This window comes from Sebaldella sp. S0638 (assembly GCF_024158605.1).
In the GTDB taxonomy this organism is placed as follows: domain Bacteria; phylum Fusobacteriota; class Fusobacteriia; order Fusobacteriales; family Leptotrichiaceae; genus Sebaldella.
This window is the reverse complement of sequence record NZ_JAMZGM010000005.1, coordinates 30552-50437: the sequence shown is the minus strand read 5'-3', so window position 1 is coordinate 50437 and position 19886 is coordinate 30552. Positions and strand designations below refer to the sequence as shown.

Genomic DNA, 19886 nt, shown 5'->3' with positions numbered 1-19886 from the left:
ACCTTCCTAATTATACTCCGCTCTTATCTAACCCCTGTTTTGTCAAAAACTAATTATTTCTCCTGATTTATCTATTATTTCTTTATGGTAGTTTCTCATATTACCTTACTATTATAAAATCTGAAAACAATCTTCAATATATACCCATAACTCCCATTATACACTGCTGTTATTCTTAAACCCGTGACATCTGATAAACTTTACCTAAGTTTACTGCAAACTCTGCTGTCTGTTCTGAATAAATCACCAGCCTTTGCTTTTTTGATATTTTTGTTCAATTACCCGCTTGTTTCTTAATCAATTTCTTCTATAACACCTGCTTTTTCTGAATTAATTTCAGCTTTTTTTATTTTTCTAAATTTTACTTTCTTCAGTTCCAGTTAGAAACTTCTATAAAGTCACTTCTGCCGGCTTTATAGTTATTCTCTTACAATCCATATTTTCAAATTTTTCTCCTTTATTTTAAAATCCTCTGGAACTGTCATTTACCTTTTGTTTCATATTAACTGTATATATTATTATTTCATACACATACTTATTATATGTATGCTTTATCGTTGTTCTCCAAATATTTCCAAATAACATTGTATTGCTTCTGCTTATATAGTTTATGTCAAATAAAATTTATTCTTGGATTTTCCACATATTTCCGGTAATTTGGACTAAATCCCTCTCCTTTGTATCAGCTATATGTATATCTGTCCCCTATTAACCCTGTATCTCTCACAGAATTCATAACCAAATCAGATATTTTCCTGTTCCGCAGAATTTTTAGTCTTTCCTGACACTATTTCATGTGTTATCTTTTTAATGACAGTCAGATTAATACATATAATTTTTTTACATCACCAGTCACTTTCATTTTATAATTTTATTTGTTACTATACTCACACTATCCGCTTTTTCATCTCCTTTCATTTTACCCTGACAGTTGTTTTTTCTTCTCTGTTAATTTTTTACAATGTAATCTCTGCTTTATTTCCTTGATAATAAATTGTACATCCATAATAGCCCTCTGTCAATATATGCAAAACACTTCTGTTTTTTAAAAAAATAAAAAAAATTTCTGGTTGGAACCCAGAATTCATTGCTTTTGCTATAAGGCTTAAATTTTTTTTCTTATTTTATAATATAATTTTATGTGAAAATATACTCTTGTTTCCATATATATTTTCCTTATCCAGAAATCGTGTAAACTTATTAAGTTCATAAATTATAATCTTTTTGAATCCATTTTCATTTATCCTCTTATAAATACTCTTTCAAATACTTCATTTTCTGTACAAAAAAAACCTCGAAACGATTCAGCACGCTGAATTCACCGAGGTTCTCATAACTTTTCTGTATTTTCAAAATTTCTGTTTTTTTATTTCTACAATTTTACTATTAAGGGTTCTTTGAATTCTCCTGACATATCACCATAATATGCTGTAATATTTTTTAGAGTATAATAAACAAATTTCCCCAGTTTACCGCTCTTTTCAAGCTCTATTAATTCCGGATGTTTTTCTTTCAGAATTTTCAGATATTTTTCTGTCTCTTCTTCTGTGGAAGTTTCCAAAATACCATCTAATGTCACATATTCAAAATTCTTCATTACAGATATACTTACCTGATTATTTTTTTCCAGATTTTTCGCTTTAATGCTCCCGCTTACTGTACTGAAAACAATTTTATTATCTATTACAGTATGTTCCATTATTGATGCTCTTGGTTTATCATTAAGCGACGTTGCCAAAACACAGGTTCCTGTATTTTTTATCAAATCCCATATTTTTTCCATTGTAAAACACCTCTTTCAAATAAATATATTTATTTTTTCTTTTTATATTTCAGTATAAAGCTTCCCAATAAAATCAGACTTCCACCGATTATTTTTCTTACTCCTATTTCTTCCCTGAGAAAAATATATGAGAATATCATTACATTTACAGGTGAAAAAAACAGATAATTTGAAGTTTTCACTATTCCTATATATTTTATTGCCTTGCCCCAGAATATAAATCCCAAAAACGAAGCTACTATTACAAGATATGCAATCCCCCAGAATAAACCTGGAGTTATACTATGAAGATCAGGAAATTTTTCTCCTGCGGCTAAAATGTAAATAATCAGAAAAACAGAAGCATAGCTGAAAGTTTTCTTAGTTACATAATATGTAGAGTACCCAAATTTATATTTTTTCAGTGCAAGTGAATAAAAACTCCATACAATCACAGCGGCAAGCATCAGCAGATCACCTTTTATTCTCACGGAAATTCCGTTTGAGAATGAGATCACAGCTACACCGCACATTGAAATTAAAAATCCTATAATCAATGACTTTTCTATTTTTTCATCTTTTGTAAAGAAATGTGCTGTTATTGATGAAAAAAACGGCAAAGTCCCGAGTATAAATCCTATATTCGAGGCATTAGTAAGCTTTAGCCCGCTGTTTTCCATGATAAAATATAAAAATATCAAAAAACCCGTTATTATAAACTTACTTTCCTCTCTAAAACTTTTTTTATGATATTCTTTTATATTCAGTAATGCACTTAAAGCCACCACTAAAACGAACCTGAAAAGCAAAATCTGAACAGGTTCCAGTTCTTCTAACAAAAATTTCCCTACTATATATGTAAAATCCCATGCAAATAAAGTAATTACAGCATAAATATTTCCCATTAATATTTTGTCTTTTATTTTCTGCACTTTAAAAATAGTTCCCTTCATTCTTATTTTATCTGATTTTTATTAATATCCCAGATTATCATTTATAAGAATTACCTTCATTCTGTCAGGATTCATTTCTCTTCTGTAAACAAGATATTTATTACAAATTCTGTCTGGTGAATTGCAGTCTGCACATTCTCCGGTAATTGTACACGGTGTCTGCTTGGAAAGAACCTTTGCATCCATAGGCCCTGCATAAAGTTTTATTCTTTCCTCGGCTTCTTTTATATCAGCAGTTATTTTATTCATCCCTATTATCACAAAAACTTTTTTAGGGCCGAAAATCATTGCCGCTATTCTATTTCCATTTCCGTCTACATTCACTATTTCGCCGTCCATAGTCACTGCACTGGCACTCAAAAAATAATGATCCGCATTAAAAGTCTTTCTGTAAATTTCATCTTTTTCTTCTCTTGTTTCATAAGCATCCCTGTCTAAAAATTCATAATTACCCCTTCTGAAAAAATCCAGAACCCCTGTTTCTTTCAGTGTGACAGAACCTCCGTAAGATACAGTTTCATTTTCTTTTACAAAAGTTTTTATCAAGTCTGTAAGTTCTTCCTTTTTTTCCAGATAAAACATTTCAATATTTCTTTTTTTCAGATTTTTTTTCAATTTTTCTGCCATAGTCAAAGCATGCCACTTTTTTACTATATCCATACATATACACTCTCCCTTTATCTTTTACTTCCACTTAAAATAATACTTCATATATTACTTTTTTTCAATTCTTTTCTCTAAAATATTTTATTTTTATTGAAAAATAATAAAATATATAGTAATATGTCTTTAGATATACAAATTAAAATATCGGAGGTACAAAAATGAGTGACATACTTAGCATGTTTTCAGGGCTTTTAGGATCTAATATGGATCAAATCCAGGATTCTCTGGGAAACAATGATAAAAAAGGAATTCTGTCAGCAGTATCTGTAGCTTTACCTGCTATGCTGGAAGCATTAAATAAAAATACGAATACAAAAGAAGGTGCTCAGTCTCTGGCAGGTGCATTGGATAGAGATCACGACGGTTCTAAACTTAATGATGTTACTTCCATGATTGCCAATTACAAAGGAGAAAACGGCGCTGCAATACTTAATCATATGTTTGGGGACAACAAAGAAAATGTACTGAATTCTGTCAGTAAAAGCAGCGGACTTGATCTAGGATCATCTACTAATCTTATGGCTATGCTCGCTCCGCTTGTTTTGGAATTCCTTGGAAAAACAAAAAAAGAACAGAATCTTGATGCAGATGGAATTTCTAATCTGACTTCCATGGCTTCTAATCTTCTTGGCGGCGGTTCGAACGGCGACCTTATGGGTATGCTTACGAACTTTCTTGATGCAGACAAAGACGGAAGCATAATGGATGACGCAATGGATCTCATCGGAGGATTTTTCAAAAAGAAATAAAAAAACTAATAATAAAAAAACCGGCACAGCTGTTTTTCTCAGCATAACCGGTTTCTTTTTTATTGCTCTCTATTTTTTGAAGCTTTTTTTCTTTCATTTTCAGTAAGGTATTTTTTTCTGAGCCTTATATAATTTGGAGTTATCTCTACTAATTCATCATCCTCGATATATTCCAAAGCAAGCTCAAGTGTAAACTCTTTCGGCGGCGCCAGCTTTAATGCATCATCACTTCCAGCTGCTCTTGTATTTGTCAGTTTTTTACCTTTGCATACATTAACTACAAGATCGTTTTCTCTCGAATGTTCTCCTACGATCATTCCTTCATAAACATCCACTCCCGGAGCTATAAACAGAATTCCTCTCGGCTGAAGATTATTTAGTGAATAACCCACGCTTGTTCCTGCATCCATTGAAATAAGAACCCCTCTTCTTCTTGTTACGAGCTCTCCTTTATATTCTCCATAGTCATAAAATGAATGATTCAAAATACCTGTTCCTCTTGTTTCAGTAAGAAATTCATTTCTAAAACCAATCAGACCTCTGGCAGGAACTTTAAATTCAAGCCTTGTGTATCCGTCAGTTCCCTGAATCATATTTATCATTTCACCTTTTCTTACACCTATTTTCTCTATTACTACACCTACGAATTCATCTGCTACATCTATTATTGCCAGTTCGATAGGCTCTTCCTTTACGCCGTTTACTGTTCTCATTATTACTTCCGGCTTAGATACCTGAACTTCATATCCTTCTCTTCTCATATTTTCCAAAAGAATAGAAAGCTGAAGTTCTCCTCTTCCTTTTACTATGTAAGAATCAGGCGAGTCAGTAGGCTCCACTCTCATACTTACATTATGCTGAAGTTCCTTTTCCAGTCTTTCTACAAGGTTTCTCGAAGTGACATATTTTCCGTCTTTTCCTGCAAAAGGAGAATTATTTACCGAAAATGTCATAGCCAGTGTCGGTTCATCTATATCTATTACCGGAAGGGCTTTAGGATTCTCTCTCTCGGCTACTGTTTCACCTATATCTATTTTATCAAGACCAGCTATTGTGATAATATCCCCACATACAGCTGTTTCCATCTCTGTTTTTTTCAGTCCTACGTATCCAAAAATTCTTGTTACTTTATAATTAATCTGTTCCCCGTCTCTTTTTATCAGTGTTACTTCCTGATTTTTATTCAAAGATCCGTTATATATTCTTCCTGTCCCCAGTTTCCCCAGATATTCATCATATTCTATATTTGTTACCAGCATCTGAAGAGGCTCATTCTCATCCCCGTCAGGATCGCTTACATGTTCAAGAATAGTGTCAAAAAGAGGTTTCATATCCTTGCTTTCATCTTCCAGTTCCTTCTTTGCGAACCCGTTTTTAGCTGAAGCATAAATTATCGGAAAATCAAGCTGCTTTTCATTCGCTCCCAGATCCACAAACAGATCAAATACCATATCTACTACCTGATCAGGTGTAGAATTAGGTCTGTCTATTTTATTAATGACAACTATAGGACAAAGCCCGTGTTCCAATGCCTGCTTCAAAACATACTTTGTCTGCGGCATTACTCCTTCAAAAGCGTCTACTAATAAAAGAACCGAATCCACCATTTTTAGTATTCTCTGAACTTCTCCGCCGAAATCCGCGTGTCCCGGAGTATCTATCACATTTATTTTGTACCCTTCGTAATTTAACGAAGCATTTTTAGAAAATATTGTAATTCCTCTTTCTCTTTCGAGATCGTTGCTGTCCATTATTCTTTCCTCTACTTTTTCATGTGCGGAAAAAGTCCCGGATTGCTTAAGCAGCGCATCTACCAGTGTTGTTTTACCATGGTCTACGTGTGCTATAATTGCTATATTTTTTATCTTTTTCATTTTTTTCCTTTCTGCCTTTTTGAATATATAAAATCATCTCTCTCATGATCGTAAAAAAATAAGCGAGAAAAGGAACCTTTATCCTTTTGTTTTATATTCCGTTAATTTTCGTACAGAATATTATATCACAATTTTTTTAAAAAAATAAGTTTTTGTTTTATATTTGTGTTGCAATACTCGAAAAAAATTTCTCCAAAAGAAAAATACCGCCCTTTTGAACAGTATTTTTATATGTTATTTTTTATATTTCAGATTTAGCGCAAGCAGTATAGCATAAGTCTCGCTGTCCATTACTCCGTCATATTTTGCAGGTCTGAAATGGAACTGAAAAGCTCTTATTACATTAGTTGTCTGTTTATCATACTGCCCTGTCTTGTTTACTTTATATCCGAATTTTTCAAGCTGGTTCTGCACTTCCAAAGGCGTAACCGCTGTAGTATAAAAAGTCATAAAGCTGTTTTTAGTCTCCTCATCATACCACATTCCTATCTGATAATCCTTATATAATTCTTCCCATGGAAATAAAGGACCCGGATCTTGTTTTCTCTGAGGTGCTATGTCAGAATGGCCAAGAATACTCGTAGGCTCCAGATTATATCTGGCTATTATGTCTTTCAGCAGAACAGCAACCTTTTTTATCTGATCATCTGTAAACGGATAAAATGACATCTCTCCGTTAACAGCTGTATAGCCCATATTTACTATTTCTATTCCCACAGAACTGTCATTCAGATTGCTGAGTCTTCCCCAGCTGCTGTCACCTGCATGCCATGAACGGTTATCTTCGCTCACTAAGTTATAAACCGGTTCCGACGGATCATCTGTTACCAGATAATGAGAACTAACCTGCTGTTTTGTAAGTATATTTATTGACTGATCTTTATCCACTGCGGTATAATGCAGTATTACGAATCTTACCCTTCTGTCCTGAGCCACTGAATCATATGTTTTACCGTCTATTTTTACCGAACCGGCGCTGTTTCTTATAGTTTTATTTTCTTTTTTATAAGTATCAGAATATGCAAGTACCGACATAACTGCAAATAATATAACTAACTTTTTCATATATGCCTCCTTATAAATGTATTTTATTTTTATATTATACTATACTGAGTATTTTTTTTACACTTTTTATTTTTTAATAATTAATTTAATCCTTTTGCTGCCAAAGGATTTTTTTTAATATTTTTTCAGCTTTTGAATATATGTATGCGGTAAAATAGCTTGCACTTATACAAAATAAAGTTACCATATAAAAATTCTTTGTAATATACATACCGATTTCATAAAATAAAAGATGCGCAAGATATACAAAATATGAATGTACTGATAAAAACTTAACTGCCGCCGCTGCTTTTCCTTTTATATATCCCAAGTCTGCTTTTATCATAATTATGAAAAAACCAATACTCATAAAAAATACACTTATAGAATTTTTATCATAAAAAAACACATTTTTTTTACCCACTATTTTCATAAAATACCATGATATTGCAAATGTAAAGATAAAACCTAAAATATAAATAATTCTATAATAATTTATATGTATTTTATCTTTATACTTTTTTATATAGTACCCTAAAATATAATATCCCAAAAAACCTGTTATAGGAAATGCCGAAAGATTCAAAAAAGGAAGCTTGAAAAATATAAGCGCAGGATTCAGAATATTCACAATAAACCACATTAATACCACAATCCCTGTTTCTTTCCCGCAGTATTTCAACACTTTTCTGAGCCACGGCGTAATAATATAAAGTCCTGTAATCATGGGAATATACCACAGATGTCCTGCTGCGTATCTGTAACCTGATATTATATACAAAGGATTTTCTTTATAATAAATAATATAGACAATACTCCAGATAATATAAAGGGGAATTATGGAAAAAAATCTCTTTTTATAAAAAATCAAAGGATTTTCCTCTTTATCCAGAAGCAGATATCCGCTTATCATTATAAAAAGATTTATTCCTATGGATACAAAAGTAAACATAAAATTCAAAATATCAAAGTTATTCTGAGATTTCAGCGTATGTATAAGAATTATATCCAGCAGGGCTATTATTCTAAGAATATCTATATTCATTTCTCCACACTCCTCCATTTTTATTTTCTTGTTATATATTATCATATTTCCGATATTTTTATAATCTCTCTGTATGATAATATTAAAATACACAAACCTGTATTTTTTTTCATAGCATCCATACACCTTTTCACTGTTTAAAAAAATTCCAAATACAATGTAATGGTAAATCTAAGGTTAACTTAAGAATACAAGGCTATAATTACGTGAAATTACAAAAAAGAATTTGATTTAGTCTGCACTTTCATACTTTTATCTGCATTTACAGTATCCGGATATAATAAATTCAAGAGGTGATAATTATGAATAAAAAAAATATAGTCGATAACTCGATTTTTTTTGAGAAAATATATAAAAAAGCTGATTTCTTTAATCTGAAATATTCTGTTCCTTCTGTTGTTACTTCTGAGGATGTTAGTAACCATTACATCAAAGTTATTACATCAGAAACAGATATAGAAAATTTTTCTGTTAAGGTAGAAAATGAAAAGCTGATTATAAACTGCGGAGATCATTGCGAAACTGATTCCGATAATAATAATGAAATCTATGAAAAATATCTGAAATCTTATGAAAAAACTATGACAATTCCTGAAAATTCTGATATTAATAACATAAAAACCAAGCTTTTTAATGGAATATTTACACTTACTATTCCGAAGTCTTTTTGTTTTTATGATTAATACGGGAATTTACGGTATATGACAAAACATTATAGAATTATAATTTTCCCTTTTTAGACTGGAAGCGAGGTGACATATTTGTTTAAAACTTTCTTGGAGAAAGCCAAAAAATTTACAATTGTTGATTACGGACTGATAAAAACCGTTTTTCTTCTTTTGGGAATTATTATAGGTACTTTTGCCGGTGAATTTTTCAAAAGTATTATATTGTTCATAATTATCTTATTTTTCATTCTATACACTGTATTTCTGGTAAGATTTTTTAAAAAGTGAAACAAATGGCAACACCAAAAATCAGCCTTTTTGTCTTAAAACTTTATTTTATAATTAAGTAAACAAAGAGAAAATACTCCTAACCAAGTATTTTCTCTCTTTTATTATATATTTTTTACCATATTTTTATTCTGTCATTTGGTCTTGTGTACATCTCATCACTGCTTTTTATGTTATACACATTATAAAAGTCATCAATATTGGTAAGAATTCCATTTACTCTGTATTTGCCCGGAGAATGAGGGTCTATTTTTATCAGATAGCTTTCTCTCTCTTTGGTTACGAGATTTCTCCATATAACAGCATATGCTTCAAAAAATTCTCCCAGATTATCGGGATTTTCAGTTTTTACTATCTCCAGTGCTACTGAAACTCCGCCAAGATCAGCAATATTTTCTCCTAAAGTAAGTTTCCCGTTTATCTTCCCGTCTCCTACTTTATATCTGGAATATTGCTTTGCAAGAGCCTCTGTCCTCTTTTCGTAATTTTTTCTGTCTTCCGGTGTCCACCAGTCCTTTAGATTACCTGCTTCATCAAACTTAGATCCTTCATCATCAAATGCATGTGTAATTTCATGACCTATTACCGCCCCGATTCCTCCGTAATTCTTAGCTTTTGAAGCATTATAGTCATAAAACGGAGCCTGTAATATCGCTGCTGGAAATACTATTTCGTTAGCTGTAGGATTATAATAAGCGTTTATAGTCTGAGGTGTCATACCCCATCTGCTTTTATCCACTTTTTGATTCAAATCTTTCAGGGCTTTTATTCTTTCAAAATCCCCTATACTTTTTACATTGGAATATAATGAGCCTCCGCTTTTATAATTTTTGATCTGAATACTTGAATAGTCTTCCCACTTATCTGGATATCCTACTTTTATTGTCATTGTCTCCAGTTTTTTCACAGCTTGTTTCTTACTTGTATCAGACATCCATGAAAGATTTTTTATTCTGCCTTCATACACAGTTATAATCTCTTTTATCATAGATGATACATCATTCTTTGCGTCTTCGGAAAAATATTCCTTTACATAAATACTGCCCAAAAGTTCACCTAATGATTCATTCAAAAGGTCAAATGCCCTTTCATCATCAGGAAGCATCTCATCTATTCCTGAAAATACCTTAGAATATTCAAAAGCTGTATTTTCGAATTCTCTTGATAATAAAGAAGAATTTTCGCGTAAAATAACAGATTCCATATACTCTTTTACTACTTTTATATCCTCATCCCTAAATGCTTTATTTAATGCTTTCAGATATGCCGGCTCTGTAATTACTATCTTATCAGCCTTCAATAACTGTGTATTTCCCAGATAAGCCTTCCAGTTAAAGTCTGGAAATTCTTTTTCCAGTTTGGCTATAGTGTATGGATTATATATTTTATCCGGATTTCTCGTCTCTTCTCTTTTCAGCATAGAAAATGCAAGCTTTGATTCAAAGTTAAAAACATTTTCAGCTTTTTTAACAGAGTCATCTTCACCATATCCGCTTAACATAAACATTTTTTTCAAAAATAATTTATATGCTTTTTGTATCTCGAGATCCTTACCTGATTTCTCCAGATAATAATCTCTGTCCATCATTCCCAGACCGGCAGAATCTAAATATAATATATTTATACTGCTGTCTTTATAATCCGGCCCTATATAAACAGAAAGAAATACCTCCATGTTCTGATTAAATAAATAAGCTGCCAAAGGAGCAATATCCTTTTTGTCTGATAGTTTATTTACTTCATCCAGCAGATACTTTACAGGTTTTACCCCTTCTTTATCCCTGTTTTCATAATCAAGTACACTTGTATAAAAATCTGCCAGTTTTTGTTCATTAGTTCCGTTCTTTAACGTATTTCTTTTTTTGACATTTTCCTCTACGATTCCCCTCAGGTCGTCTGAAACTTTTTTGTCCAGAATATTAAAATTATTCCATGAAGAATAACCTTTTGGTATCTTAGTTTCTTCCAGCCATTTTACGTTTACGGCATCATAAAAATCATCCTGTTTTCTTACACTTTCCTGTGCCATAGATACTACTGTGGCAAAGATCATCAATAACAGTATTCCTGCTAATTTCATTCTAACCTCCTTAAAATCAGAATAATCTGCTGCCAATATAACCCCATAAATGTACTTACAAAAATCTATTCACTCTCCCTTATATTACTACATTTCTTTATGATTTCAAAGTTTTTTTTTATATTTTTCCATTTTATAAAGAATTTTATATAATTTACACAAAAAAATTTACACTTTACTTTCCAAAAAATAAGTATTACAATAGACATATAGAAATTTAAGGAGGAATAGCATGAAAAAGATTTTTAAATTTTTTACGTTAATTTTGGTCTTTTCTCTGTTAATTGGATGTACCGTTACTAATGACGGCTACTATGGCCCAAGACCGTATTACCCATATTACAGACCTGTACCACCACCTCCGCCGCCTAGATACCCAGGGCCACCTAGACCGCCGGTACCTCCCAGACCACCAGGACCGCCGCCTAGACCGGTACCTCGTCCGATACCACCGGGGCCGCCGCCTAGAATTCCTTAGGATATAGTGCAGTTTATGCGGAAATTCAGACCAATAACGTAAAACTATAAATAAATAATACCTGATTTTGATTAAGTCAGGTATTTTTTTACTAAAAAATAAGAGCGCTCACACGGCACTCTTATCATTTTTATATTATTTATTTATCTCTATTTCTTTTAATAAAATATACTTCATATATTCGTAATGTTTTTCATAAAATTCTTCCATGCTTATATTTATAACTGCTTCTATTATGTATGGTGTCGTAAAAGGAAACAGACATGTAGAGATTATCAGAAACAAATAGTTTTTCGGATAATTTATTATGATATTTCCATCCTCAATTTCTTTATTTGTGACATCTATAAAATTATCACAGATTTTTTTTATAATTTCGATTACTTCATCAGCATTAGCATCTTTTTTATTTTTCAGTTTCTTCTCTATTTCATTTAAATGCTGTATATACGGGTATAGTTTTATATTCTTTTTTGTTATATTAAAGTACATGTCCAGCAAAATATCTATTCTTTCATAATAAGATACTTTTTCATCATTTATTATTACAAAAAATTTCTTTTCAAAATCTTTTAGAATTTTACTCAAAATTTTTATGTAAATATAATCCTTATTTTTGAAGTAATAATTCAGACTTGTACGTGATATTTTTCTTTGTTCGGAAAATTCCTTAAAACTGCCTTCACTGATACCTTTCTCTAAAAAATATTGTTCAAGATCTCTATACAATTCATCTTTATTCATATTTTCCTTTCAATATTCATATATACCAGTCCGGGCTCTGCTATTATTTCCTGTTTATTTTCCATCTCCCAGTACATTCTGAACTCTGCTTTTTCACTGTCTTCATTTATCTGTTCATTTCTTATTCTAAATCCCATTTTTTTATAAAAGGCAACTGCTCTTTCATTTTCCTTATATACTGTCAGATCCAGTTCCTTATGTCTTTTTTGGGAAAATTCAATTAATCTTCTTCCGATACCTTCACCCTGATGCAGTACCTCCACAAATAAAGCACCAATAAATAATTCATCAATTATACTGATGAATCCCTTTATTTTGGAGTTATCTTCCAAAACATAAGTTTTAGATAATGGTATATAAGTATCTTTTACCATTTTATAATTTTCAAGCCAATATTCCTCTGAAATAAAAGGATGTGCTTCTAAAGTAGAGTCCAGCCATATCCGCATGACCTCCTCCACATCTTTACTCTTAAGTAGTCTTATCATATATTTTCCCCATCAAATAAATTTATAAATTTGTTTCATCAAAATCTAAAATTATTTTTTTATTACCAAAACTGATTTTCTCAATTTTTACCCCGGCATTCTCAAGAATTCTCTTGGAAGCCTTAAAGGAATCTTTATCTTTATGCTTGTCTGAAAGATATATTACTCTGCTTATTTTTGACTGAACTATTGCTTTGGCACATTCGTTACAAGGAAAATGTGTTACATATACTACACAGCCTTTAAGGCTTTTTATACTGTTTAATATCGCATTTAATTCTGCGTGTACTACATAAGGATACTTTGTTTCCAGAAAATCCCCCTGTTTACCCCACGGCATATTGTCATCGGAACTTCCCAGCGGAAAACCGTTATACCCGATTCCCACTATTTTCTTATCTTCATCTATAATACAGGCCCCTACCTGTGTGGTAGGATCTTTGCTTCTTTTCCCCGATAGTAATGCCAAGCCCATAAAATATTCATTCCAAGATATATAATCTTCTCTTTTTGACATATAAAGCACACCTCTAAAATCTATAATTTTAAAACTTGAATAATAATATTAAAATTCCAGGCTTTTCGGTCCTCTAGGAAACGGAATTACGTCTCTTATATTTAACATTCCTGTTACATACATAATAGCCCGTTCAAACCCAAGACCAAAACCTGAATGAGGAACACTTCCGTACTTTCTAAGTTCCATATACCACCAGTAATCTTTTTCATTTAAGTTCATATCTTTTATTCTTTGTTCCAGTTTTTCATAATTGTCTTCTCTCTGGCTTCCCCCTATTATCTCTCCTATTCCCGGAGCAAGAAGATCCATCGCTCTTACAGTTTTACCGTCTTCATTCATCTTCATGTAAAATGCCTTTATATCCTTAGGATAGTCAGTGACAAATACCGGCTTTTTGAAATGCTCCTCAGCAAGATATCTTTCATGTTCTGTCTGAAGATCTATTCCCCATTCCACGGCATAATCGAATTTTTTATCTGCATTTTTCAAAATCTCTATTGCTTCTGTATAAGTGATTCTTCCAAACTCAGAATTTATCAGTCCGTGTAATCTGTCAAGAAGCGTCTTGTCTATGAACTGATTGAAAAACTGCATTTCTTCCGGTGCATTTTCCAGTATATATTTTATTATATATTTCATCATATCTTCTGCAACATCCATATTTACTTCCAAATCAGCAAATGCAATTTCCGGTTCCATCATCCAGAATTCCGATACATGCTTTGGTGTATTAGAGTTTTCTGCTCTGAATGTAGGTCCGAATGTATATGTATTTTTGAATGCCATACAGAAAGTTTCTACGTTTAGCTGTCCGCTTACTGTAAGATTAGCCTGTTTTCCGAAGAAATCATCTTTATATTCTACTTCACCTTTGTCATTTTTCGGGATATTCTGCAGATCCATTGTAGTAAGCTGGAACATTTCCCCTGCACCTTCAGTGTCGCTTCCTGTTATTATCGGTGTATGAACGTACACAAATCCTCTTTCATTAAAAAATTTGTGTATAGCGTAAGACATAAGCGACCTAACTCTGAATACCGCCATAAATGTATTGGTTCTTGGTCTCAGATGAGCTATTGTACGCAGATATTCCAATGTATGTCTTTTGTTTTGCAGCGGATAATCCAGATCAGCTTTATTATAAACAGTTATTTCTTTTGCTTTTATTTCAAAAGACTGTCCTTTTCCCTCTGATTGTACCAGAATCCCCTTTACATTTACCGAAGAAGATATACTTAATCTTGATATTTCATCAAAGTTTGCCAGACTGTCATCAAAAACTACCTGAATTCCATTAAAAAAAGTTCCATCATTTATTTCAAGAAAGCCAAAATTTTTCTGGTCTCTTCTCTTTCTTATCCATCCGTTCAATTCTAGCTCTTTATTTAATAATTCAGCATGTTTCTTGTATATTTCCCTAATTTCGAGCAACATCACAAAACTCCTTTCAAGTTCATTTTTTATCGTTTTAAAGTTATTATACCATAATTTAAACTGCAATTTCTACTATAAAATAGTCAAAATTTTATCTGTATACTTTTTTTTTCGCCTTAATGTTCTGTTTTCACTTATAAAAAAAATCTCTTTTATATCTATATATTTATTATATATGTAAAATCAAATTTTTATTACTTATCTATTTTTTCATACGGAAAAACTGAAAATACTGCATTTGCTGCCTATGCTGAAAAAATTACTGAATATCTTTTTTATAATTTATCAATTCTTCAAATAAAAAAATCCACTTCTACACATCTTAATATTAAAAGTGAATTTTATTTTGAACTTTATATCTTCCAAATGCTATTTATTACTCTTTCTGCCTGATTTTTTACTGCTTTTTACTTCGCTTATTGTTTCATATTCATTGGATTTAGCAAAATAATCCTTGATTCCCCAGTATTGATAAAGAAAAATAACTATCAAAATAGGAATTCCCAGAACCTGTATCCCCCAGATACCTTGGGTTACTACCGCATATACCGCCATCAGCAGAACTGAACCGACAAATACTTTCCGTCCCAGCTCTTTTCCCCTGAAAAGAAAAAATCCCGAAACAAATAATAATATTCCCAAAACAAGACTATACCCGATATGTACCATATAATTCTTCGTACCATATGACTGAGCCAACTGTTCAGGTGTAAGTTTTACCAGCGCTAATAACGCAATACCTGCACAGAATATCCCCGCTATCATAAGTACAATACTAATCACATTTAACAACAGTGGTTTTTTCATATCCTCACCTTTCGTTACTTTTATGATTTCTTACTAGTTTCCTTTGATTTCATTGCCGTTTTCATCCACATATTTTACTTTTATGCTGTCAAGATGATTTTTGAAATTGGCTCTAAAATTAGTCATGTAGAGATTTCTGTATTTTATGCGTTCTTCTTTTTCTTCTTCTGTAAGCTCTCTGGTTCTCGAAAGCCGTGAGTAATGATTTACTTTTTCAATAATGTCTTTCATTTCCATTTTATATTCTGATACCTTTCATAATTTATATTGATTATTCTAATTATAGCACAGAATATATTTTTTTATGATAATATTTTTTACCTCTGTTGTTTTGTGTCCTTTAGTTTACATATAATGAATCAAATCTTTATATTCCTCAAATATTTTTTCGTTATGCTCCATCCCGCCGTCTCTGTTTGCACTGAAAAATATAGGTGCATCCAGTCCCTTAGCCAGCAGTTTCTCAGTTATATCCACAATTATGGAATTTAACATTATAGCTCCTATTACTGTAGAAGACGGTGCTACTTTCTGTTCAAGCCCCTCTAATTTTACAGTGGCATCTCCGATTACGCCGCAGTTATCCAAAACTACATCAGCATATTCATATAATTTTTTTGTATTTTTATGTCTTGAAGTAACAGATTTACTATATTTCATATTTGTAATAACAATTAGTTTTAATCCGGCCTTTTTTGCTTCTTCTGCCATTTCTATAGAAACCGGGTTTCTTCCTGATACAGAGTGAATAATTAGTACATCATCTTTTTTCAGATTCTGGCTTTGGAAAAAGATTTTTCCGTAGCCTTCAAGCTGTTCAAGATCACTTGTAAAAGTAATGGGCTTTACATTTAACATCAGATTGGGAGAAAAAATAGGATTTATCAGTGCAAAACCGCCTGCTCTGTAAAAAGCCTCTTCTGACAGAATTCCTGCATGCGACGACCCGAAAATATATATGGAATTTTTCTTTTCCACTGCTTCTACGATCATATCAGAAGCTTTCTCCATATTCTCCTCCTGTGTTTCAAAAACTTCATCTATTATTTTCAAAATTTCATTCTTATATTTAAACATATTAGTCCTCCTGTTATTTCATTTCTTCCAAAGTTTTCTTTATAATTTCACTCATATTTTTTACAGCAGTATCTACGATTTTCTTTCCTTTTTCCCTTGTAGCAATTGTAGCGTCACCCATTACAGCCGTATCTGTGAATTCAGTCCATCTTACAGGTGTTATATCTATATTTTCAGGATAATTCGGATTTCCGTTAATTGCTTTTTTCATTTCCACATGCTCTTCTGCAAGATAAAGCATATAAGAAGTTTCCAGTTCGTCTGCGTGAAAATAGTTCTTATGCAGCTTTTGCGTTTCCCTGACTTCCTGTATAACCTTGTCAGTCCCTGTATAAAAAAAGTTAAATGTCTTAAAATCCGGAAATTCGGAAAATAATTTTCTTTGTGCTTCTTTTATTGCTGTTCCGTTTCCAAGATGCCCGTTTACTATCCCGAATATCTTAAAACCGTTTTTGTACATGCTTTTCCCGATTTCATAAAGCATATTTATAAGAGTTTCATTGCTTATAGTTATACTCCCCGGAAATTCCTCAAGACTCCATACCTGTCCGTAAGGCAGTGTTGGAAAAACCATGCAGTCTACATTCTCAGCAAGCTTTTCGGCAATTCTCTCTGAAAGATAATTATCTGTTCCCAAAGGAAGGTGCGGCCCGTGTGCTTCCACTGCTCCCAGCGGCAGAATTGCTGTTTTCACTTTTTCTATAATTTCTTTTATTTCTTTAGAGTTTTGTTCCTGATATTTCATAATACACTCCGTTTCCTGATAAAACTGTTTAAATTCAAAGAAAGGAGAAACGGTAGTTTTCTCCTGTTCTTTCTCTATATCAAAATTTTAGGTTGGGTAGTAATTTACTATTTTTATTACACTTTAAAAGTAAAACATTTTTTAGGGTTTTCGACAAAAAATTTCTTGATCAGACTTTCTCCGTCTAATCCTGCATTATCTGCTTCTATTATAAATCTTGGTATCCATTTTTTTATGATGAATTCCAGACCTAAACCATAGTCATAGTGCTTATAATAAGATTTTCTCGCAGTGTCACCGCTTATCAAAATCTTATCAGAATATCCTTTCTTACAAAGATCTATAATTGCTGATATTCTTGCACTTTCAGGAGCATACTTTATTTTCCCAATTCCGTCAAAAGACAGATATGCGCCTTTTTTTAATATTTCCTGATAATAATATGGATCAAGGTTTCTGTCCATATGCCCGAAGGAAACATTTCCTATGTCTATTCCTTCAGATTCCAGTATTTCTATTTGTTCCAGAGCCATTGTTCCAGCTTCTGTATGTGAATGTACAGGAGCTTTTGTAGCTTTATGTGCTCTTGCTACTGCTCTTATTGTTTTTTCTTCAAGAGGCGAAATAGAATTATACCATGTACCAAATTTTACCTGACCAGCTTTAAAGTTAGTCCCTTCCAATCCTACTTCCACTTCATTGATAACAAAATCTGCAAGCTCGTTTATACTCTTGTCCTCTATCCACTCACCGTAAGTAGAATAATCACCTACGACTTTTTTCAAATGATCTGTTAAATGTGCTTTCCATAAAAAACTTTTGTTAAATCCTGCCGTACCTATTATCTGAATTCCTGTTTCCTCAGATATTTTTGCTACTGCTTCTACTTGTCTTCCGTAATCTATTGCTGTAGCATCTACTATTGTTTTTCCTCCCAGATTTTTAAAATCCAGAACATCCAATTTTGATTTTTCAGGATCATCAAGTAATAAATCATCCTGATTTCTTTCTTTCCAATACTCCGGTATACATACTATGTGTTCATGTGAATATGTAAATCCCAAATCTTCGGGATTTATATCCTTAAAAAAAGTTCTTATAAAACTCATGTTTCACCTCTTCCCGGTTACTATTCTATCCTATAACCTGGGCAATGAACTTAAATATAACTCCTAAAATAAACATGTCAGAATCTGCAGCCCACATTGCTGTATCAGGTATAGTGTGTGTAATAAGGAATGTAACCATTAAATATTGACCTATTGCTACTATTGTTGCAGTTATGAAACCTGCTATTACTGCTCCTCTTATTCCTCCTGTAGAGTTCCCGAATACCCCGGCTGTACCTGCATGGAAGAAAAGAACTATCATAGTAGGAACGAATACATAACCTGCTGTTTTACCAAGCACTACAAGCCAGAATAAAGCTCCTACGAATGCTCCAAGGAATCCCAGTATTACTGCATTTGGTGCATAAGGAAATACTACCGGACAATCAAGAGCCGGTCTTGCACCCTGTACCAGTTTTTCCGCGATACCGTTAAATGCCGGAACTATTTCTCCTATGAACATTCTTACACCCATTAATACTACTGCTATTCCACCTGCAAACATAAATGACTGCTTTATTGAATAAACATAAAAGTTTGTCTGCCCTGACTGAGCTATTAATGCCTTAGCCCCTTCAGTATTTTTAGTAGAAAGTATAACCGCTCCTATTAAGAATAACAGTCCCATTGTACATGCTGTTACTATGTTTGAATCTCTCAAAAACTCCAGTTTTTCAGGAAGTTTTATATGTTCAGAATCTCTTTCTTTGTTACCTAGAAATTTACCAAATATTGCACCAAGTATTGCCACAGATGCTGATGTATGTCCTAAAGCTATGTTGTCGCTGTTCATTATCTTTCTCAAAAACGGCTGTACCAATGCCGGCTGTAATGTCCAGTATATTCCCATGAATACAGAAAGTACCAGTATTAATTTCCATGCTGCTATTTCCGGTGCAGTGTTAACCATTATTCCTGCGAATATCATTGTTGTCCAGAACATCATATGCCCTGTAAGATAAATATACTTAAATTTTGTAAATTTTGCCAGTAAGATATTTATCAGGAATCCCATTGCCATGGAGAAAGTTACCACACTCCCGTATTTATCAATAAAACCTGCCTGACCAATAAACGAACCTAAATTTTGTGGTGGTAGATCAAATACTTCCTGCCACATAGGCTGAAAAATTACCAATGCTCCAACTACTATCCCGGCTCCTGCACCTATTATCAGGAATCCGATCATTGCTTTTATTGTTCCGCTTGCTATTGCACTGATTGATTTTTTTTGGAGAACTAATCCTAGTAAAACTATTATTCCCACCAAAATGAACGCTTCACCAAAAATATTGGTGGCAATCCATGTCAGCGGCTTGATGATTGAATCATAAATCTGTGTTAACATTTTTCAC

At 32.5% G+C, this 19886-nt stretch carries 20 protein-coding genes; 2 read left to right on the top strand and 18 right to left on the bottom strand.

The annotated features are described in order from the left end of the window. Positions 1–462: 462 nt before the first annotated feature. The 4 genes from NK213_RS20380 to NK213_RS02835 form a co-directional block, all read right to left on the bottom strand. Positions 463–585, bottom strand: a complete 123-nt coding sequence (locus NK213_RS20380) for a hypothetical protein (RefSeq protein ID WP_256478638.1) — start codon at positions 583–585, stop codon at positions 463–465. Between the two features lie 787 nt (positions 586–1372). Further along, positions 1373–1783, bottom strand: a complete 411-nt coding sequence (locus tag NK213_RS02845) for a pyridoxamine 5'-phosphate oxidase family protein (RefSeq protein WP_253346449.1) — start codon at positions 1781–1783, stop codon at positions 1373–1375. Between the two features lie 29 nt (positions 1784–1812). Next, entirely contained in the window at positions 1813–2694 is an 882-nt protein-coding gene (locus NK213_RS02840) for an EamA family transporter (RefSeq protein WP_253346448.1), read from the bottom strand. Positions 2695–2736: 42 nt separating this feature from the next. Beyond that, positions 2737–3375 carry a lactate utilization protein gene (locus tag NK213_RS02835; RefSeq protein ID WP_253346447.1) on the bottom strand — a complete coding sequence of 213 codons (639 nt, stop codon included), beginning with the start codon at positions 3373–3375 and terminating at the stop codon, positions 2737–2739. Positions 3376–3539: 164 nt separating this feature from the next. On the opposite strand from NK213_RS02835, the gene NK213_RS02830 reads away from it, so the two are divergent. Next, entirely contained in the window at positions 3540–4130 is a 591-nt protein-coding gene (locus tag NK213_RS02830; RefSeq protein WP_253346445.1) for a DUF937 domain-containing protein, read from the top strand. Between the two features lie 59 nt (positions 4131–4189). Here NK213_RS02830 and typA read toward each other — a convergent pair whose 3' ends face one another. From typA to NK213_RS02815, 3 genes are all read right to left on the bottom strand, one after another. After that, positions 4190–6004, bottom strand: a complete 1815-nt coding sequence (gene typA, locus NK213_RS02825) for a translational GTPase TypA (protein ID WP_253346443.1) — start codon at positions 6002–6004, stop codon at positions 4190–4192. Positions 6005–6238: 234 nt separating this feature from the next. Beyond that, entirely contained in the window at positions 6239–7069 is an 831-nt protein-coding gene (locus tag NK213_RS02820; RefSeq protein WP_253346441.1) for an N-acetylmuramoyl-L-alanine amidase, read from the bottom strand. A gap of 85 nt (positions 7070–7154) precedes the next feature. Further along, positions 7155–8093 carry an acyltransferase gene (locus NK213_RS02815; RefSeq protein ID WP_253346440.1) on the bottom strand — a complete coding sequence of 313 codons (939 nt, stop codon included), beginning with the start codon at positions 8091–8093 and terminating at the stop codon, positions 7155–7157. Positions 8094–8395: 302 nt separating this feature from the next. Between NK213_RS02815 and NK213_RS02810 the strand changes: the two genes are divergently transcribed. After that, on the top strand, positions 8396–8776 hold the full coding sequence (locus tag NK213_RS02810) for an Hsp20/alpha crystallin family protein (RefSeq protein WP_253346438.1): 381 nt from the start codon (positions 8396–8398) through the stop codon (positions 8774–8776). A gap of 388 nt (positions 8777–9164) precedes the next feature. Here NK213_RS02810 and NK213_RS02805 read toward each other — a convergent pair whose 3' ends face one another. The 11 genes from NK213_RS02805 to NK213_RS02755 all read right to left on the bottom strand — a co-directional run bounded on the left by NK213_RS02805 (position 9165) and on the right by NK213_RS02755 (position 19879). Next, positions 9165–11129 (bottom strand): M13 family metallopeptidase, encoded by a 1965-nt coding sequence (locus tag NK213_RS02805; protein ID WP_253346435.1) that lies wholly within the window; start codon positions 11127–11129, stop codon positions 9165–9167. Between the two features lie 613 nt (positions 11130–11742). Then, positions 11743–12351: a TetR/AcrR family transcriptional regulator gene (locus tag NK213_RS02800; RefSeq protein WP_253346433.1), complete on the bottom strand. Its 609-nt coding sequence runs from the start codon at positions 12349–12351 to the stop codon at positions 11743–11745. Then, complete coding sequence (locus tag NK213_RS02795; RefSeq protein ID WP_253346431.1) at positions 12348–12839, bottom strand: N-acetyltransferase; 492 nt, start codon at positions 12837–12839, stop codon at positions 12348–12350. The genes NK213_RS02800 and NK213_RS02795 overlap by 4 nt, the downstream gene beginning before the upstream one ends. Positions 12840–12861: 22 nt before the next feature. Beyond that, a complete protein-coding gene (locus NK213_RS02790; protein ID WP_253346430.1) occupies positions 12862–13356 on the bottom strand; it encodes a dCMP deaminase family protein in 495 nt (164 codons plus the stop codon). Between the two features lie 48 nt (positions 13357–13404). Then, positions 13405–14793: an asparagine--tRNA ligase gene (asnS, locus tag NK213_RS02785; RefSeq protein WP_253346428.1), complete on the bottom strand. Its 1389-nt coding sequence runs from the start codon at positions 14791–14793 to the stop codon at positions 13405–13407. A 369-nt stretch (positions 14794–15162) separates the two neighbouring features. Continuing rightward, positions 15163–15600: a hypothetical protein gene (locus tag NK213_RS02780; RefSeq protein ID WP_253346426.1), complete on the bottom strand. Its 438-nt coding sequence runs from the start codon at positions 15598–15600 to the stop codon at positions 15163–15165. 33 nt (positions 15601–15633) lie between these two features. Further along, positions 15634–15837, bottom strand: coding sequence for a DUF896 domain-containing protein (locus tag NK213_RS02775; RefSeq protein ID WP_253346425.1), 204 nt, complete (start codon positions 15835–15837; stop codon positions 15634–15636). Positions 15838–15945: 108 nt separating this feature from the next. Next, a complete protein-coding gene (locus NK213_RS02770; RefSeq protein WP_253346424.1) occupies positions 15946–16677 on the bottom strand; it encodes an SIS domain-containing protein in 732 nt (243 codons plus the stop codon). Positions 16678–16690: 13 nt separating this feature from the next. Continuing rightward, entirely contained in the window at positions 16691–17422 is a 732-nt protein-coding gene (locus NK213_RS02765) for a creatininase family protein (protein ID WP_253346423.1), read from the bottom strand. A 116-nt stretch (positions 17423–17538) separates the two neighbouring features. Then, positions 17539–18531 (bottom strand): phosphotriesterase, encoded by a 993-nt coding sequence (locus NK213_RS02760; protein ID WP_253346422.1) that lies wholly within the window; start codon positions 18529–18531, stop codon positions 17539–17541. Between the two features lie 25 nt (positions 18532–18556). Beyond that, positions 18557–19879, bottom strand: coding sequence for a PTS ascorbate transporter subunit IIC (locus tag NK213_RS02755; protein ID WP_253346421.1), 1323 nt, complete (start codon positions 19877–19879; stop codon positions 18557–18559). Positions 19880–19886 lie beyond the last annotated feature (7 nt).